A 13,511-nucleotide genomic window follows, 5' to 3' on the forward strand; every position below is an offset into this window, starting at 1 on the left:
CATGACCGAAGCCCGCTCGCGGCGAGTGTTCTTTGCACTCTGGCCGGACGATGAGGCGGTCAGCCATTTGTCCGCGCTGGCCCACGACCTGACCGCGCGTGGCGGCGGGCGGGTGATGCGTCCCGCCTCGCTGCACCTGACGCTGGCCTTTGTCGGCGCCGTGACGCCAACCCAGCTTGGCCAGATCGAAGACATCGCCGCCGGGGTGCGAGCCGAAGCCTTCGACCTGAGCCTCGATCGCCTCGGCTTCTGGCCGCAGCGCGGCATCCTGTGGGCCGGTTGTCGCCAGTCGCCGGCGCCGCTGCGGCGGCTGGCCGAGTCGCTGGGCGGCGGACTGCGCGCCGCCGGTTTCGCCATCGACCCCCGTTCCACGGCACAGGTACCGCACATCACCCTGGCGCGCCGCGCCCGCTGTGCCTCGCTGCCGCGCCTGGGCACGCCGATACGCTGGCGGGTCGGCGAATTCGCCCTGGTCGAAACGCATTTGCATCCTTCGGCGGCGAGTTACAAGTCCCTGGCCGCCTTCCCGCTCGACGAAGCGGACGCCGGTTAGAATTTCGTCATAAGGAGCCCATCACCGTGGTCAAGCTGTTTCGCCCGAGGAATGCAACGCCGCGCCTGGAACGCCTGCGCAACCTGAGCCTGTTCGTCAACCTGACGCCGGCCGAGTTGCAGATCGTCGATGGCCTGCTGCATGAGCGCGACTACCTCGCCGGAGAAGTGATCTTCGATGAAGGTGAGGAGGGACAGGCGATCTACATCGTCGCGGCGGGCGAAGTGCTGATTTCCCGGCAGGAGCAGGGGGATGCCGGCCGCGCGGCGCAAACCGAGTCCGCATTGCGCCCCCGGCGGCGGCAGGGAGACACCGGGCGTCTGGCCCAGCTCGGTCCCGGCACCTTTTTCGGTGAACTGGCGCTGCTCGACAATTCGCCGCGTTCGGCCCAGGCGCGGGCGGCGACTGCCTGCCAGCTGATCGTGTTCTTTCGCGACGATTTCGTCGGCCTGCTCGACACCCACGCCCGCATCGCCTCGAAGATTTCGCGCGAACTGGCGCGCCACCTGGGCGCCCGCATGCGCGACATGGCGCTGGCAACCGGCGCCCATCAGCATCTGTGATGCCCGACACCTCGCCCGCAAGCTATGCCGTGGAAGAGGGCCAGCACGGCTCCGGCCCCATCGTCTGGGCCTCGATCATCGCCACCACCTGCCTGCTGCTGTTCTTCTTCCAGAAAATACTCTGGCTGGTGGTGCCCTTCCTGCTGGCGCTGATCCTTTACTATTTCCTCTACCCTTCGATGCAGGCGCTGATCTATCGCGGCATGAGCCGCGAGGCGGCGGCCAGCACGGTCACCGTGGGCTTTCTTGCCTTGCTCGCGGTGGTCGGCGTGGCGCTGGCGCCCTGGGTCACCGGACAGGTTGCCGGCTGGCAGGAGGCCGTCATCGGCTATGTGCAAGGCGGCCTGCAACTGCTGGACCGCTCGCTGCGGGCGCTGGAAGCGGCCTGGGCGCCGCTGGCTCGCGCACACCTGGCGGACACCGTGGCGGGGCGCCTGACGCAAGGCGCGGGCAGCGTGACCGATCACCTTGAGCCGATCGTGGTCGGCATCATGGCCTGGGCGCCATCGCTGATGCTGGCGCCCTTCCTCGCCTATTTCTTCCTGCGCGACGGGCGTCGCTTCCAGCGTTTTCTCGGCGGCGCGGTGCCCAATGCCTTTTTCGAAAAGACCTTGTACCTGCTGCATGAAATCGACCGCACTTCGCGCGCCTATTTCCAGGGCCTGATCAAGCTCACCGTGCTCGATACCCTGACGCTGGCCGCCGGCCTGTGGCTGCTGGGAATTCCCGGGCCGTTCGCGCTGGGCCTGATCTGCGCCGTGCTGGCCTGGATTCCCTATGTCGGCTCGATCCTCGGCGGCCTGCTGGTGGTGCTGGTGGCGGCGACCGATTTCCCCGACGCGCCGGGCATGGCCTACTGGGCCGTGGCCCTGTTCGTGCTGGTGCGCCTGCTCGACGACTTCGTCTATATGCCGCTCACCATCGGCAAGAGCCTGGCGCTGCATCCGCTGGTAACGGTGCTGATGATTTTCGTCGGTGGCGCGGTGGCGGGTATCGCCGGATTGATGCTGGTGCTACCGGTGCTGGGCGTGGTGATGGTAATCGGCGAAACCATCGGCGTCATCGTCACCGACCCGCGCCTGATGGCGCGCCACCGGCATGCGCTGGCGCTGCGGCGGGAACAGGCCAGCAGCGACCTGTAAACGTAAATCCAGAAAAAGCAGTTGATCCGCAGATTTCGCAGATTTCCGCAGATAGAGCAATACTCTTGGCACGCCTTGCCGATCACCCATCGGGCGTGTCGGCGAGTACCTCCAACCCTATGAAATACCGCGTTTTAATCTGCGAAAATCTGCGTCATCTGCGGAAAACAGGTTAAGGAATCGCTGAATAAGCCACCGCAAAATGCGACAGCGAATTGAAATCGAGACGGAATTGTGATGGCAATGTCATGTGCATTGGATAGTGGGCCGTATTCAAGCCTGGATTCGGGGAATTCTCCCGATTCCTGCTCATGCCGGACGCACCTCTCCCATCAGAGGTCGGCCCCATTTGCTGATGTTGAGCATCGCCAGCATGGCGAAAGCGCGGTTGGCATTCTTCGCCAAGCCGCGATAGCGAACCTTGGCAAATCCCCACAGGCGCTTCAAGGTAAGAAACGGGTGCTCGACCTTGGAACGCACACTGGACTTGCGCCGGTTGGTTTCCTTGTCGGCTTCGCTCAAGGGATGATTCTTGTAGGCGCGTTTGTTGGTGAAGTCTTTCGCCTTCGGCGCAATGTCCTTGAGTCGTTCCCGCTGCTGCTTGCCCCGGTAGGCACTGTCACCGTAGAAACGGGTTTCCTCGCCATGCAGCAGGTTCGGCACTTGGTGGCTGTCATGGACATTCGCCGCAGTGACGCTCGCGCTATGAACCAGGCCCGTCTGACTGTCGGTGCCAATGTGCAGCTTCATGCCGAAGTGCCACTCGTTGCCCTTTTTGGTTTGATGCATCTCGGGGTCACGGCGTTTCTCTTGATTCTTGGTCGAGGGGGGCGCAGCGATCAGTGTGGCATCGACAATCGTGCCACCGGACAGCTTCATGCCGTTGGCCAGCAGCAATTCGCCCACCTTGGCGAACAGCGCCGCGCCCAGCTTGTGCTCTTCCATCAAGTGACGAAAGTGAAGCAAGGTCGTCGAATCGGGCGCCCGTTCGCGGCCAAAATCGAATCGGCAGAAGTCTCGAAACACGGCCACGTCGTAGAGCGCGTCTTCGCAGGCTTCGTCGCTCAGGTTGAACCAATTGGCGACGCAGTACATCCGCAGCATCCGCTCTACACCCACCGGCGGACGGCCATTCCCGGCCTTCGGGTAATGCGGCTCGATCAACGCACAGAACTCGGCCCACGGCATCAAGCCGTCCATTCTCGCCAGAAATTCCGCCTTGCGCGTCGTTCGGCCGTGCTTCTCGAATCCTTTCACTGCCGCCAGCGTCATCTGCTTCATCGTCTTGTCTCCTGTGATCACAACCCTTTGTCTGACTCCATGACAAAGAAATCGTTCACGGCGTTTGTACCTTATTCAGCGTTTCCTTAAACGTTTGGCGGATCGCCGCGGTTGCGCATGTGATGCGCCAGGTCGTTGAGCGACTTGTCCAGCGCGGCGCGCAAGCCGTCGTCGGGTATCACTTCCGCCATCGCCTGGCGCATGCACAGCATCCATTGTTCCGCTTCGTTGCTGGCGATGGTAAAGGGCAGGTGCCGCGCGCGCAGCTTGGGGTGGCCGAACTTCTCGACATAAAGCTGCGGACCGCCCAGCCAGCCGCAGAGAAACATGAACAGTTTTTCCTCGGCGCTGGACAGATCCGCAGCATGCAGCTTGCGGATGCCGTAGGCCTCGGGCAGCGTGTCCATCAGTTCATAGAAACGCTGTACCAGCTGGCGCACGGCAGGTTCGCCGCCGATGCGGGAGAAGGGTGTGGTGGTTTCGTTCATGGGGCGACGGTGGCGGTTGGGGTGGAAGGGTGCAGCACCAGGCGGGCCACCAGCCCGCCGCCTTCACGCGCCAGCAGTTCCAGGCGGCCGTTGTGGGAGCGGGCGATACGCTCGACGATGGCCAGGCCGAGGCCGGCGCCCGCCGCATCGGTGCGGGCGGTTTCAAGACGGGCAAAGGGCCGCTTCATGCGTTCCACCTCCTGCGACGGAATGCCGGGGCCGCGGTCGCGTACCTCGATGCTGGATTCGCCGGCGGCGGCATTCAGGGCGAGCTCGACCGGGGAGTCGTTGCCGGCATGGCGCAGTGCATTGTCGATCAGGTTGCTGACAGCCCGGCGCAGGGCCTGCGGCCGCACCGGAATGGCGCTGGCAAGAGTCGGCGCTGGCGGTACGGCGACATTGAAGCCACGACGCTGGTATTGCGTGGCGAGTTCGGCCAGCAGGGCGCCGACATCCACCTCCTGCAAGGCTTCGCCGCTTTCCGAGCGGGCGAAATCGAGAAACTGGCCGATGGTCTTGTCCATTTCCTCGATGTCGGCAGTCATGCCTTCGCGCAGGCCGTCGTCGCCGGCCATTTCGATGCCCATGCGCAGGCGCGTCAGCGGCGTGCGCAGGTCGTGCGAAATGCCGGCCAGGATCAGGGCGCGGTCCTGGTCGAGCTGGGCCAGGTCGGCGCTCATCTGGTTGAAGGCATGGGCGACGGTCGCCAGTTCGGTCGGGCCGCCTTCATCGAGGCGGGCCGCCGTCTCGCCAGCGCCGACTTTGCGCGCGGCTTCCTGCAGGGCCTTGAGCGGGCGGGTGATGCGAAACACGATGAGCCAGGCGCCGAGCAGGGAAAGCAGCAGCGCCGCCACGCCCCAGCCCAGCCAGCCCAGCGGAAACACGCGGTCGATGCGCTCGCGGGGCAGGGCCAGCCAGTAGTTGCCTTCGTCGCTGTCGTCGATGCGGAAGCTGACGAACAGGGCCCGTTCGCCTTCCCGTTCCAGCGTCAGGCGGGTCGCCGGTCCCAGTTGTTCCCTGACCAGTTCTTCCACCCGGAGCAGGAAAACCCGGTCGGGCAGCGGTTGGACACGGTCCGTTGCATCGGCCGGGTAGATGTGGATGCCTTCGCGGTCGGACAGTTCGCGCAACAGTTCGCGGCGCGCTTCGGGACGGGCGGAAACCAGCGCCGCACGCGTCAGGTTGGCCACGCTGACCAGGGTTTGCGCCAGTTGCCGGGCGCGCGGCTCGCGCTCGTAGGCCCGGAAAATGGCGAACCAGGCCACGACGGAAAGCACCATCAGCAGGGCCACGAACAGGAACGTGCGCCAGAGAAGAGTCTGCGGCCATGGCCGCAGCCGATCAGTCGCCCCCTTCCGCGGGGCGTAGGCGGGATTTCGCGAAGCATCGCTTCGTGCCGCCGCAGCCGGCCGGCTGTGCAAAGCCGGCCGTGGGGCCGGGGATGGGGGGATGGCTGTCATCACTCGCTATGTTTCGTTCCGTCAGGAACGAATACATAGCCGAAGCCCCACACGGTCTGGATGTAACGCGGCTTGGCGGGGTCTTCCTCGACCAGTTTGCGCAGCCGCGAAATTTGCACGTCGATGGCGCGGTCGAAGACTTCATATTCGCGGCCACGCGCCAGTTCCATCAACTTGTCGCGGCTCATCGGCTGGCGCGGATGTTCCAGCAGCACGCGCAGCAGGCCGAATTCGCCCGAGGTGAGCAGGGTGCATTCCTCATCGCGTTCGAGTTCCCGCGTCGCCAGGTTGATTTTCACCTTGCCGAAGCTCACGCTTTCCTCGGTGATGGCGGGGGCGCCGGGAGGCGGCGGCGCGGCGCGGCGGCGCAGCACGGCATGGATGCGGGCCACCAGTTCGCGCGGATTGAAGGGCTTGGGCAGGTAGTCGTCGGCGCCGATTTCGAGGCCGACGATGCGATCGACCTCGTCGCCCTTGGCCGTCAGCATGATGACGCTTACCGTATTGGCCGCGCCGCGCAGGCGGCGACAAATGGCCAGGCCGTCTTCGCCGGGCAGCATCAGGTCGAGCACGATCAGGTCGTAGAGTTCGCGCTCCAGCGCACGGTCCATGGCGGGCGCATCGGGCACGGCCTTGACCGTGAATCCCTGATCGGAAAGATAGCGCTCCAGCAGTTGGCGCAGGCGAAGGTCGTCATCGACGACCAGAATCTTGTTCCTGGTTTCGTTCATGGGCTAAATCCTAGCCGGATCGACGGCATCCTGCCAGCCGACCTTACAAACGATTACAAAGGCCGCCGGGGCGCAACACTTCGCTTACAGCCTCTGCCGAGAATGCAAGCGTGCCGGAAGAGCGGCCGCGACAGCCCGCAACAGACATCGGAGGCAATCATGAAAGCACTATTCTTCAGCATGGCCCTGGCCGCAGGACTGGCTCTGTGGGGCGCCGAACCGCAGGCCGGGGTGGATAACCTCGTGGCCGCCAGCCGTTTCGCCGGCGAGCAGGTTTACAATATCCTGCGTTGATGATGAAAGAGGACAGGCTGTGACCCTACCCCGCAGGGCGTTTCTGGCAAGTGTGGCGAGTGTCGTGTGGCTTCTGGCCGCCACGGCTTCCGCACAGGGGCCGCATCGGTCGCAGCAGGGGCGCGAAGGCAATGGCCGCGGTCCGCAGCGGATGGTGGCGCCCGACCAGCGCCCGATGGGCTCGCACGATGGATTGGCTCCGGGCGGTGGGCGTCTGTCGCCGGAAGAGCGCCGCCAGTTGCGCCGGGACGTGCAGGAAGCGGGCCGCGACATCTATTCGGACAGGATGCCGCCCGGCCGTCGGGAAGCGCGCCGCCAATAAGAACGTTTCCCGCTGCCATGGCCATGGCGGCTGCAATGAACGCCCCGGGCTTGTCGGCCGGGGCGTTCTTCATTGTGCTTGATGCCCGCGAATCCGGTGCAGCGCAACTTACTGTTTTTCCGGTAGCAAGAATACGGAGACCGGGGTATTCCTGCCGACCTGTGTGTCGGATATGTTTTACGCATGCGAATCGACGGCGTGCGTGCGTTCCGGACCAAGGCGGAACGCCTTACATACAGGTGCCCGCAATGATTGGACAAGACCCAGGCCGAGTGCAACCGGCTGAGCCAAAGCAGGACATGTTCCGTGTTGCCGCGAATCACCAGGGTGAATACGGCACCTTGATCGTGGACCGGGTGGGAAGAATCCTCAGTTGCGGCGTGCCGGCCGAGAACATATTCAGGACCGGACACTCCCGATTGGTGGGCCGACAAATACCGGAGTTCATCGACGGACTGTTTCTTGGGGGTAGTTCGCCCAGCTACAGCGCGCGCCATCTGGTTTACCTGTGTTCGGACGGCGAGTGGCGAAGGTTTCAGGCGACGGATGCCAAGGGCGGCCGTTTTCCGGTGGAACTCAATCTTTCGCGGATCGTTACCGACGGCCAGGAAATGTTCCTGGTGAACGTGCGTCGCGCGGAAGAGGATTGATGCTTGCCGCTGGACGTGAACGCCTGATGGAGTCGAGTTTGCAGATGTTTGAAGGAGATTTCTGTTTTTCACTGCCGGCGGCTCCCGCCGCCAAATCAAGGAACCATGAGGAGATCAAGATGAAAGCCAGGAGCGAACCAGGCAAGAAATCCAAAGGCAACGGATCATCGCGACAGGCGCGCGGACCGGGCGAGTCCGATTCCCGTGATTGCCCACGCGAACAAATGATCGCGGAAGCTGCCTATTACCGTGCCGAACGGCGAGGCTTCGCGCCGGGGAACGAGATGTCGGACTGGCTGCAAGCCGAGGCCGATGTCGAGAACGTAGCCCGTAGTCAGTGACGGCCGCTCCGTCGTGCCGTTTGAATTCAAACCCCATTCGATGACCCATCAAGGAGAGCATCATGGCCAGCATCGCCCGTTTCGATCCGTTCAACGAACTGACCCGCCTCGAACCCTTGAGCGACTTCGACAACCTGTTCAAGGGTTTCATGGTGCGTCCGCTGTTTCAGGGTGCAACCGCCGCCGCGCCCCAAATGAAGCTCGAGGTCAGCGAAGACGACAAGTCTTACACCATCAAGGCGGAAATTCCAGGGGTCAAGAAGGAGGACATCAAGCTCTCGGTGGACGGCAATCTGGTCTCGATCAGCGCCGAAGTGAAGAAGGAAACCGAAAAGAAGGAAGGCAAGAAGGTCGTCCATAGCGAGCGCTACTACGGCCAGGTTTCGCGCAGCTTCACGCTCGGCAGGGAAGTGGAGCAGGGCGCGGCGAAAGCCAAATACACCGACGGCGTGCTGGAAGCGGTGTTGCCCAAGAAGAAGGGCACGGCCGCAACGCAAGTCGCGGTTTCCTGATCCAATCCCCGGATCGGATTGATAGCGCCGACACTTAACCGGTATTCCGCTTGCGCAGTGCGATCCCGATTAACTCCGCGACTGTCGGCGCGATGCGATCGAGCCCGGGCAGCACCAGCCGGCTGTGACTCCCAAACCTGCGGTATTCCGGCTAGGGGTTTTCCGGTATTTCCGCGGCCATTCGGCTCGTGCATGATTGATCGCATTGATTTTGATTGGCGGTGGAGGCCTGAAATGCGATAGGCTGACTCGGTCAACCGACGCGGGTCAGGGGGATGGGGGATGAAGAAGGAGCGGGCGCTACAGAAAACCGCCGCCGAATTGAGGCGTGAGGCGGAGGCGCGTCTTGGCCAGTTTCCGGGTAGGGGCGGAACGGGACGTACCGACGCTGAACTGCTGCACGAACTTCAGGTGCACCAAATCGAACTGGAGATGCAGAACGAGACACTGCGCCAGTCCCAGATCGCACTCGAGGAATCCCGTGACCGCTATGTCGACTTTTACGACTTTGCACCCGTCGGCTATCTCACGCTCAACGAGCAGGGGCTGATCACCGAACTCAATCTGGCCGGCGCCGAAATACTCGGGGCGGCGCGGTCGAAACTGGTCCGCAGCCGGTTCAGCCCGTCGGTGGCTCCCGAGCATCGTGATCGCTGGCACCAGCATTTCACCAATACTCTGCACAATCAATCGAAGCTGCGGTGCGAACTGGAACTGGTGCGTCCGGACGGTGCGCGGGTTGATGTGCTGGTGTCCAGTGTGCGCCTGACAAGGGAGGAACATGCGCCGGTGCTGCGCGTGGCGCTGACGGACATATCCGAGCGCAAGCAGGCCGATGACGCGCTGAAGGCTTCGCAGCAGCGGTTTCTTGACATCGTCAATACCACCGAAGGCATCGTGTGGGAGGCCGACGCGACGAGCTTCGACTTCTCTTTCGTCAGCCGGCAGGCGGAGCGCCTGCTGGGCCATCCCATCGAAGATTGGCTGAAGCCGGGCTTCTGGGTGGAACATCTGCACCCCGACGACAAGGCCTGGGTGCCCGAGTACTGTGCCAGCTTCACCCGGCAGATGGTGCCGCATGACTTTGAATATCGATTGATCGCCGAGGACGGTCGCGTCGTCTGGCTTCACGACATTGTTACGGTCGTGGCAGAGAACGGCGCGCCGCGCTGGCTGCGCGGCATCATGGTGGATATCAGCAGGAACAAGAAAGTCGAGGGGCAGCTGCGTGAAATGGCCGCCAGCCTGGAGGCGACGGTCGAGGAGCGAACACTGCGCTTGCGCAGGCTCGCGGCGCAATTGACGGTGACGGAAGAACGCGAGCGGCGCATGCTGGCGCAGGACCTGCACGACAACCTCGGCCAGTTGCTGGCGGTGATCAAGATCAAGCTGACTTCGCTGGCCGGCAATGAGCTCCAGCCGGAGATCGACAAGGTGGTGGCTCTGGTGGACCAGGCCGAGCAGTCGGCACGGTCGATCACCCTGGAGCTGAGTCCGCCCATCCTGCATCGGCTCGGCCTGATGCCGGCCCTGGAATGGCTGGGCGACGAGATCGAACGCGTGTACGGCATTTCGGTCGAAGTCGACGGCAGCGCTTGCGAGTCCGGGCTCGGTCCGGAACTGGAGGCAGTGTTGTATCGGGCAACCCGGGAATTGCTGATCAACGTCGCCAAGCATGCCAAGGTTCATCGTGCCCGGGTTTCCGTCATGTGTGACGAGGGCGAGTTGATCCTGTGCGTGAGCGATGACGGCTGCGGTTTTGACCGGAACGCTCACGGCGGCCCCTTGAGCGGGCAGCGCAGTTTCGGCCTGAGTTCGATCTATGAACGGATTGTCAATCTGGGCGGCGCCATGGAGGTCGACAGCAGTCCGGGAAACGGCACCACGATCAACCTGCGCGTGCCGTGCCGCAATGATTTGAAAGGAGTGTCGTGATGATTCGCATTGTTCTTGTCGATGACCATACGATGGTGCGGGAAGCCTTGCGCACGGTGCTGGAGCAGGACAAGGACATGCGGGTGGTGGGCGAAGCCGGCAACGGGGAGGATGCGTTGCGGCTGGCAGACCAGCTGGCGCCCGACATCGTGGTGATGGATGTCGCCTTGCCCGGACAATCGGGGATCGAGACCACGCGGCGCCTGCTGGCCATGCATCCGGAGATAAAGGTACTGGCACTGTCCACCTATCTCGATCGCCGGATTATTCAACAAATGCTGGATGTCGGCGCCCGCGGCTATATCGTCAAGTCGGCCGCCGGTTCCGAACTCAAGCAGGGGATTCTCAGCCTGATGGGTGGATGCAGCTATCTCTGTCCGCAGGTTACCGCCCTGGTGACCGACAGCCTGCGCAGCCGCCACACGCAAGCCATGGACCCCGACGAAAACCCGCTGTCGCGGCGCGAACTGCAGGTGGCGACCTTGCTGGCCGAAGGCAAGACGGCGCCGCGCATCGCGGAGCAATTGCACATATCGCCGAGCACGGTCGATGTGCACCGCCGCAACCTGATGCGGAAGCTTCAGTTGCACAATGTGGTCGAGCTCACCAAATATGCCATTCGCACGGGGCTGATCCTGCCCTGATCCTTTCTGACAGTAGGGTTTCTCCCTGCGGGTCGCCCGAAAATACCGGCAAGTCGGTAGCTCAAATACCCGTTCGCGGGTATTCGTGATGGTGCTCATCGATCTGAGCGAAGATGCGGTCGAGGCCAGGCGGCAGGCCGAAACCGTCGGCAGGAAAATCCTCGCGGCGCTCAACAGGCTCTACGAGCTGCCGGGAAAGCAACACTACTGCATCCCCAGCATCGGCATTACGCTTTTTTCCGATCAGCAGACGGGGATCGACGAGCTGCTGAAGCAGGCGGACCTGGCGATGTATCAGTCGAAATCGGCGGGCCGCAATACCATGATTTTCTTCGAGTCGGCCCGCCCAGTTTGAGTTGAAGACAGAAAGACAGCCTCGGAAATCATCTTTGCAAGGCTGTCTTCATGGGCTTCGAGAGTCGGCGCCTGCGGTACGGCGCCCCGGAAGCCGCATTCCTGATTCCCCGAAGTAATCAGTGCTCGATCGGTTTGAAGTTGAGGTCGTCGAAGTAGGTGGCGTATTTTTCGAGCGCACCGATCACCTTGACGGCGCCGTCCTGGCGCTTGGCCTTCTTGACCTTGCCGGCCATCTGTTCGGCGCCCGCCATCAGCTCGGCGACGACCAGATGCAACTGTTCGTCGGCCTTCGGTTCCAGCTTGCAGTTGGCCACGATGTTGGCGACTTCACCTTCGACCTTGCTTGCCAGTGCGCCGTAAGCGGCGGGCTTCAGGCGATTTTCGTGAATCTCGTGCAGGGAGCCCGCGACCGCCTGGCGGATGTTTGCCATTGATTTGCGCAATGCTTCGTCGGTTCCCCATTTCTTTCCGGCATTGAGTTGCAGCGTTGCCGGCGCGCCGTGGTCGGCGTGCGCGTCATGCTTGTGGGCCGGTGCAGCGTGACCGGCGGCAGCGAAGGAAAGACCGGCTGCGACAAGGATCGCGCTCAGCACGTTCGAAATATTCCGTTTCATCTGGTGATCTCCATTCAATTGAGCGATGCCCGCCCTCGCGCCCTGTGCGTCGAGGTAAAGGCTTCACTGGCTTGAACGGATGGCGGATGGAAATGTTCCATCACCCGGCGGATCAGTCGCGATGCAATTGCTCGATGGTCGTCGGCCCGACGGGCTGCGCCAGCAGCAGTTGGGCGAGCCGTTCGCGCTGCACCGGCTGCAGCAGTTCGCGCTCGCGCAGCAGTTGCGCGATCACCAGCTTCTGCTGCTCGTCCTGCAGGCGCGCGATGGCGGTACGTTCGCTGTCGATCAGTTTCTGGTCGGGCGTGTCGGCAAAGATGGCGTGGATCATGCGGTCGCGGTGTACTCGGATTTGATTCGCCCCGGCGCCGATCTGCTTGAGGAAGCCCGCCTCGGATTCGTGCCAGCGGTGCAGTTGTTCCGCGCTCAGTTGCAGGTGGCGCGGCAGGGTTTCGCCGGGCGGTGGCGCGGACGGTGCCGCCGCCCGGTAGGCCACGGCACCGATAACGCCGAGGTTGATCAGCAGCGAGAGAGCGAGTGCGGTGCGCAGCAGGATGGGTTTCATTTGAGGCTTCCCTTGACGTAGCAGGATTCGAGGCCGATGCACAGGTTGCCCGGCGGCATGGTGTCGAAGACGCGCATCGCCGTCATGCGCGGCGCTGTCGCGCCCCCTCCGCTGACCAGTGCCGAGCCCATGAACACGCCTGCCGCAATCGATGCGGCGGCACCGACGGCCACCGGCAGGCGCAGCCACCAGTCGCGTTCGCGGCGTTCGCCGCGTTCAGTCGGGCGGCGTGGCGCGCCGGCAAGGCGGCCTTCGATCACCCCCGCGAGATCGAAGCCGAGGCTGTCCCCGGGCAGCACCCTGAAGTCGGCGGAGAGCGCCTGCAGTTGGGCGAGGCTGGCGGTGCAGCGCGGGCATGCGGCGAGATGGGTGGCGACGCGCTGCTTTGCGGCGGCATCGAGTTCGCCGTCGAGATAGGCGGACAGTTCGGGCAGGTCGGGGGCGTGTTCAGTCATCGCGGTTCTCTCCGGAATGGCGTTGGTAGCCGGCAATGGCGGCGCTGCGGGCACGCGCAATGCGGGATTTGACGGTGCCCTCGGCAATGTTCAGCGTGGCGGCGATTTCGGCATAGGACATGTCTTCCACTTCGCGCAGCAGCAGGATTTCGCGATGCTCGAACGGGAGCTCCCGCAGCGTGCGTTCGAGCAGGCCGATGCGCTGCCTGTCGTCCAGCCGCTGGTCAGGCTGCGGCGCCGGGTCGGGCAGGGCGAAGTCCTCGTCTTCTCCGGCAAGATCGGAGACGGAGACGAATTCGATGCTTTGCCGACGGCGCAGCACGTCGAGCGTGGCGTTGTGCGCGATGCGGAACAGCCAGGTGCGGAATTGCGCCTCCGGCCGCCAGTCGGGCAGGGCCTGATGGGCTTTCATGAACGTCTCCTGAGTGAGATCCATGGCGTCCTCGCGCGTGCCGACCAGCCGCAGGATGAAGCGGAACACACGATCCTGATGCTGGCGGACCAATGCGGCGAAGGCGCGATGGTCGCCCGTCTGCGCCTGCGCGATGATCCGGCTTTCCGCGTCATCCGCCATTCAGGTCATCCGCGCCGTATCCGCCATATG

Annotated in this window: 19 protein-coding genes; 11 read left to right on the forward strand and 8 right to left on the reverse strand. The window is 63.5% G+C overall.

From position 1 onward, the window contains the following. The first annotated feature begins 1 nt into the window (after nt 1). From thpR to SUTH_RS08840, 3 genes are read left to right on the forward strand one after another with little or no spacing between them, the layout of a single operon-like run. On the forward strand, nt 2-553 hold the full coding sequence (gene thpR / locus SUTH_RS08830; protein ID WP_041098647.1) for an RNA 2',3'-cyclic phosphodiesterase: 552 nt from the start codon (nt 2-4) through the stop codon (nt 551-553). A gap of 26 nt (nt 554-579) precedes the next feature. Then, entirely contained in the window at nt 580-1,116 is a 537-nt protein-coding gene (locus tag SUTH_RS08835) for a cyclic nucleotide-binding domain-containing protein (RefSeq protein WP_052473464.1), read from the forward strand. Beyond that, on the forward strand, nt 1,116-2,258 hold the full coding sequence (locus SUTH_RS08840; RefSeq protein ID WP_052473465.1) for an AI-2E family transporter: 1,143 nt from the start codon (nt 1,116-1,118) through the stop codon (nt 2,256-2,258). Before SUTH_RS08835 ends, SUTH_RS08840 begins: the two co-directional genes overlap by 1 nt. A gap of 309 nt (nt 2,259-2,567) precedes the next feature. On the opposite strand, the gene SUTH_RS08845 is transcribed toward SUTH_RS08840, so the two are convergent. From SUTH_RS08845 to ompR, 4 genes are all read right to left on the reverse strand, one after another. Further along, the gene (locus tag SUTH_RS08845) at nt 2,568-3,539 is read right to left on the reverse strand and encodes an IS5 family transposase (RefSeq protein WP_041096297.1); all 972 of its coding nucleotides are present in this window, start codon (nt 3,537-3,539) and stop codon (nt 2,568-2,570) included. Between the two features lie 86 nt (nt 3,540-3,625). Next, a complete protein-coding gene (locus tag SUTH_RS08850) occupies nt 3,626-4,027 on the reverse strand; it encodes a group II truncated hemoglobin (protein ID WP_041098648.1) in 402 nt (133 codons plus the stop codon). Beyond that, nucleotides 4,024-5,319 (reverse strand): ATP-binding protein, encoded by a 1,296-nt coding sequence (locus SUTH_RS08855; RefSeq protein ID WP_231851117.1) that lies wholly within the window; start codon nt 5,317-5,319, stop codon nt 4,024-4,026. The genes SUTH_RS08850 and SUTH_RS08855 overlap by 4 nt, the downstream gene beginning before the upstream one ends. A gap of 167 nt (nt 5,320-5,486) precedes the next feature. Then, nucleotides 5,487-6,218 (reverse strand): osmolarity response regulator transcription factor OmpR, encoded by a 732-nt coding sequence (gene ompR / locus SUTH_RS08860; RefSeq protein ID WP_041098649.1) that lies wholly within the window; start codon nt 6,216-6,218, stop codon nt 5,487-5,489. A gap of 159 nt (nt 6,219-6,377) precedes the next feature. Here ompR and SUTH_RS20230 point away from each other — a divergent pair, with 159 nt between their 5' ends. From SUTH_RS20230 to SUTH_RS08895, 8 genes are all read left to right on the forward strand, one after another. Continuing rightward, nucleotides 6,378-6,512: a hypothetical protein gene (locus SUTH_RS20230; RefSeq protein ID WP_269450493.1), complete on the forward strand. Its 135-nt coding sequence runs from the start codon at nt 6,378-6,380 to the stop codon at nt 6,510-6,512. Nucleotides 6,513-6,576: 64 nt separating this feature from the next. Further along, nucleotides 6,577-6,834, forward strand: a complete 258-nt coding sequence (locus SUTH_RS08865) for a hypothetical protein (protein ID WP_041098651.1) — start codon at nt 6,577-6,579, stop codon at nt 6,832-6,834. A 299-nt stretch (nt 6,835-7,133) separates the two neighbouring features. After that, nucleotides 7,134-7,484, forward strand: a complete 351-nt coding sequence (locus SUTH_RS08870; protein ID WP_148312886.1) for a PAS domain-containing protein — start codon at nt 7,134-7,136, stop codon at nt 7,482-7,484. After that, nucleotides 7,484-7,825, forward strand: coding sequence for a DUF2934 domain-containing protein (locus SUTH_RS20050; protein ID WP_041098655.1), 342 nt, complete (start codon nt 7,484-7,486; stop codon nt 7,823-7,825). The genes SUTH_RS08870 and SUTH_RS20050 overlap by 1 nt, the downstream gene beginning before the upstream one ends. Before the next feature lie 62 nt (nt 7,826-7,887). Further along, a complete protein-coding gene (locus SUTH_RS08880; RefSeq protein WP_052473466.1) occupies nt 7,888-8,337 on the forward strand; it encodes an Hsp20/alpha crystallin family protein in 450 nt (149 codons plus the stop codon). Between the two features lie 282 nt (nt 8,338-8,619). Beyond that, entirely contained in the window at nt 8,620-10,272 is a 1,653-nt protein-coding gene (locus SUTH_RS08885; protein WP_041098656.1) for a PAS domain-containing sensor histidine kinase, read from the forward strand. Next, entirely contained in the window at nt 10,272-10,916 is a 645-nt protein-coding gene (locus tag SUTH_RS08890) for a response regulator (protein ID WP_197539668.1), read from the forward strand. Before SUTH_RS08885 ends, SUTH_RS08890 begins: the two co-directional genes overlap by 1 nt. 88 nt (nt 10,917-11,004) lie before the next feature. Continuing rightward, nucleotides 11,005-11,271, forward strand: coding sequence for a diguanylate cyclase domain-containing protein (locus tag SUTH_RS08895; RefSeq protein WP_041098660.1), 267 nt, complete (start codon nt 11,005-11,007; stop codon nt 11,269-11,271). A 118-nt stretch (nt 11,272-11,389) separates the two neighbouring features. On the opposite strand, the gene SUTH_RS08900 is transcribed toward SUTH_RS08895, so the two are convergent. From SUTH_RS08900 to SUTH_RS08915, 4 genes are all read right to left on the reverse strand, one after another. Next, entirely contained in the window at nt 11,390-11,887 is a 498-nt protein-coding gene (locus tag SUTH_RS08900; RefSeq protein ID WP_041098662.1) for a hypothetical protein, read from the reverse strand. A 112-nt stretch (nt 11,888-11,999) separates the two neighbouring features. Continuing rightward, complete coding sequence (locus tag SUTH_RS08905; protein WP_041098664.1) at nt 12,000-12,452, reverse strand: periplasmic heavy metal sensor; 453 nt, start codon at nt 12,450-12,452, stop codon at nt 12,000-12,002. Continuing rightward, entirely contained in the window at nt 12,449-12,907 is a 459-nt protein-coding gene (locus SUTH_RS08910; RefSeq protein WP_041098666.1) for an anti-sigma factor family protein, read from the reverse strand. Before SUTH_RS08910 ends, SUTH_RS08905 begins: the two co-directional genes overlap by 4 nt. After that, complete coding sequence (locus SUTH_RS08915; protein ID WP_041098668.1) at nt 12,900-13,481, reverse strand: RNA polymerase sigma factor; 582 nt, start codon at nt 13,479-13,481, stop codon at nt 12,900-12,902. The genes SUTH_RS08910 and SUTH_RS08915 overlap by 8 nt, the downstream gene beginning before the upstream one ends. Nucleotides 13,482-13,511 lie beyond the last annotated feature (30 nt).

Origin of the sequence: Sulfuritalea hydrogenivorans sk43H (assembly GCF_000828635.1) — a bacterium.
Lineage (GTDB): Bacteria > Pseudomonadota > Gammaproteobacteria > Burkholderiales > Rhodocyclaceae > Sulfuritalea > Sulfuritalea hydrogenivorans.

Coding starts and splice junctions, on each gene's coding strand:
- thpR (WP_041098647.1), top strand. CDS start 2: ATGACCGAAGCCCGCTCGCGGCGAGTGTTCTTTGCACTCTGGCCGGAC.
- SUTH_RS08870 (WP_148312886.1), top strand. CDS start 7,134: ATGTTCCGTGTTGCCGCGAATCACCAGGGTGAATACGGCACCTTGATC.
- SUTH_RS08900 (WP_041098662.1), bottom strand. CDS start 11,887: ATGAAACGGAATATTTCGAACGTGCTGAGCGCGATCCTTGTCGCAGCC.
- SUTH_RS08890 (WP_197539668.1), top strand. CDS start 10,272: ATGATTCGCATTGTTCTTGTCGATGACCATACGATGGTGCGGGAAGCC.
- SUTH_RS08850 (WP_041098648.1), bottom strand. CDS start 4,027: ATGAACGAAACCACCACACCCTTCTCCCGCATCGGCGGCGAACCTGCC.
- SUTH_RS20050 (WP_041098655.1), top strand. CDS start 7,484: ATGCTTGCCGCTGGACGTGAACGCCTGATGGAGTCGAGTTTGCAGATG.
- SUTH_RS08910 (WP_041098666.1), bottom strand. CDS start 12,907: ATGACTGAACACGCCCCCGACCTGCCCGAACTGTCCGCCTATCTCGAC.
- SUTH_RS08905 (WP_041098664.1), bottom strand. CDS start 12,452: ATGAAACCCATCCTGCTGCGCACCGCACTCGCTCTCTCGCTGCTGATC.
- SUTH_RS08845 (WP_041096297.1), bottom strand. CDS start 3,539: ATGAAGCAGATGACGCTGGCGGCAGTGAAAGGATTCGAGAAGCACGGC.
- SUTH_RS20230 (WP_269450493.1), top strand. CDS start 6,378: ATGAAAGCACTATTCTTCAGCATGGCCCTGGCCGCAGGACTGGCTCTG.
- SUTH_RS08895 (WP_041098660.1), top strand. CDS start 11,005: ATGGTGCTCATCGATCTGAGCGAAGATGCGGTCGAGGCCAGGCGGCAG.
- SUTH_RS08880 (WP_052473466.1), top strand. CDS start 7,888: ATGGCCAGCATCGCCCGTTTCGATCCGTTCAACGAACTGACCCGCCTC.
- ompR (WP_041098649.1), bottom strand. CDS start 6,218: ATGAACGAAACCAGGAACAAGATTCTGGTCGTCGATGACGACCTTCGC.
- SUTH_RS08885 (WP_041098656.1), top strand. CDS start 8,620: ATGAAGAAGGAGCGGGCGCTACAGAAAACCGCCGCCGAATTGAGGCGT.
- SUTH_RS08840 (WP_052473465.1), top strand. CDS start 1,116: ATGCCCGACACCTCGCCCGCAAGCTATGCCGTGGAAGAGGGCCAGCAC.
- SUTH_RS08915 (WP_041098668.1), bottom strand. CDS start 13,481: ATGGCGGATGACGCGGAAAGCCGGATCATCGCGCAGGCGCAGACGGGC.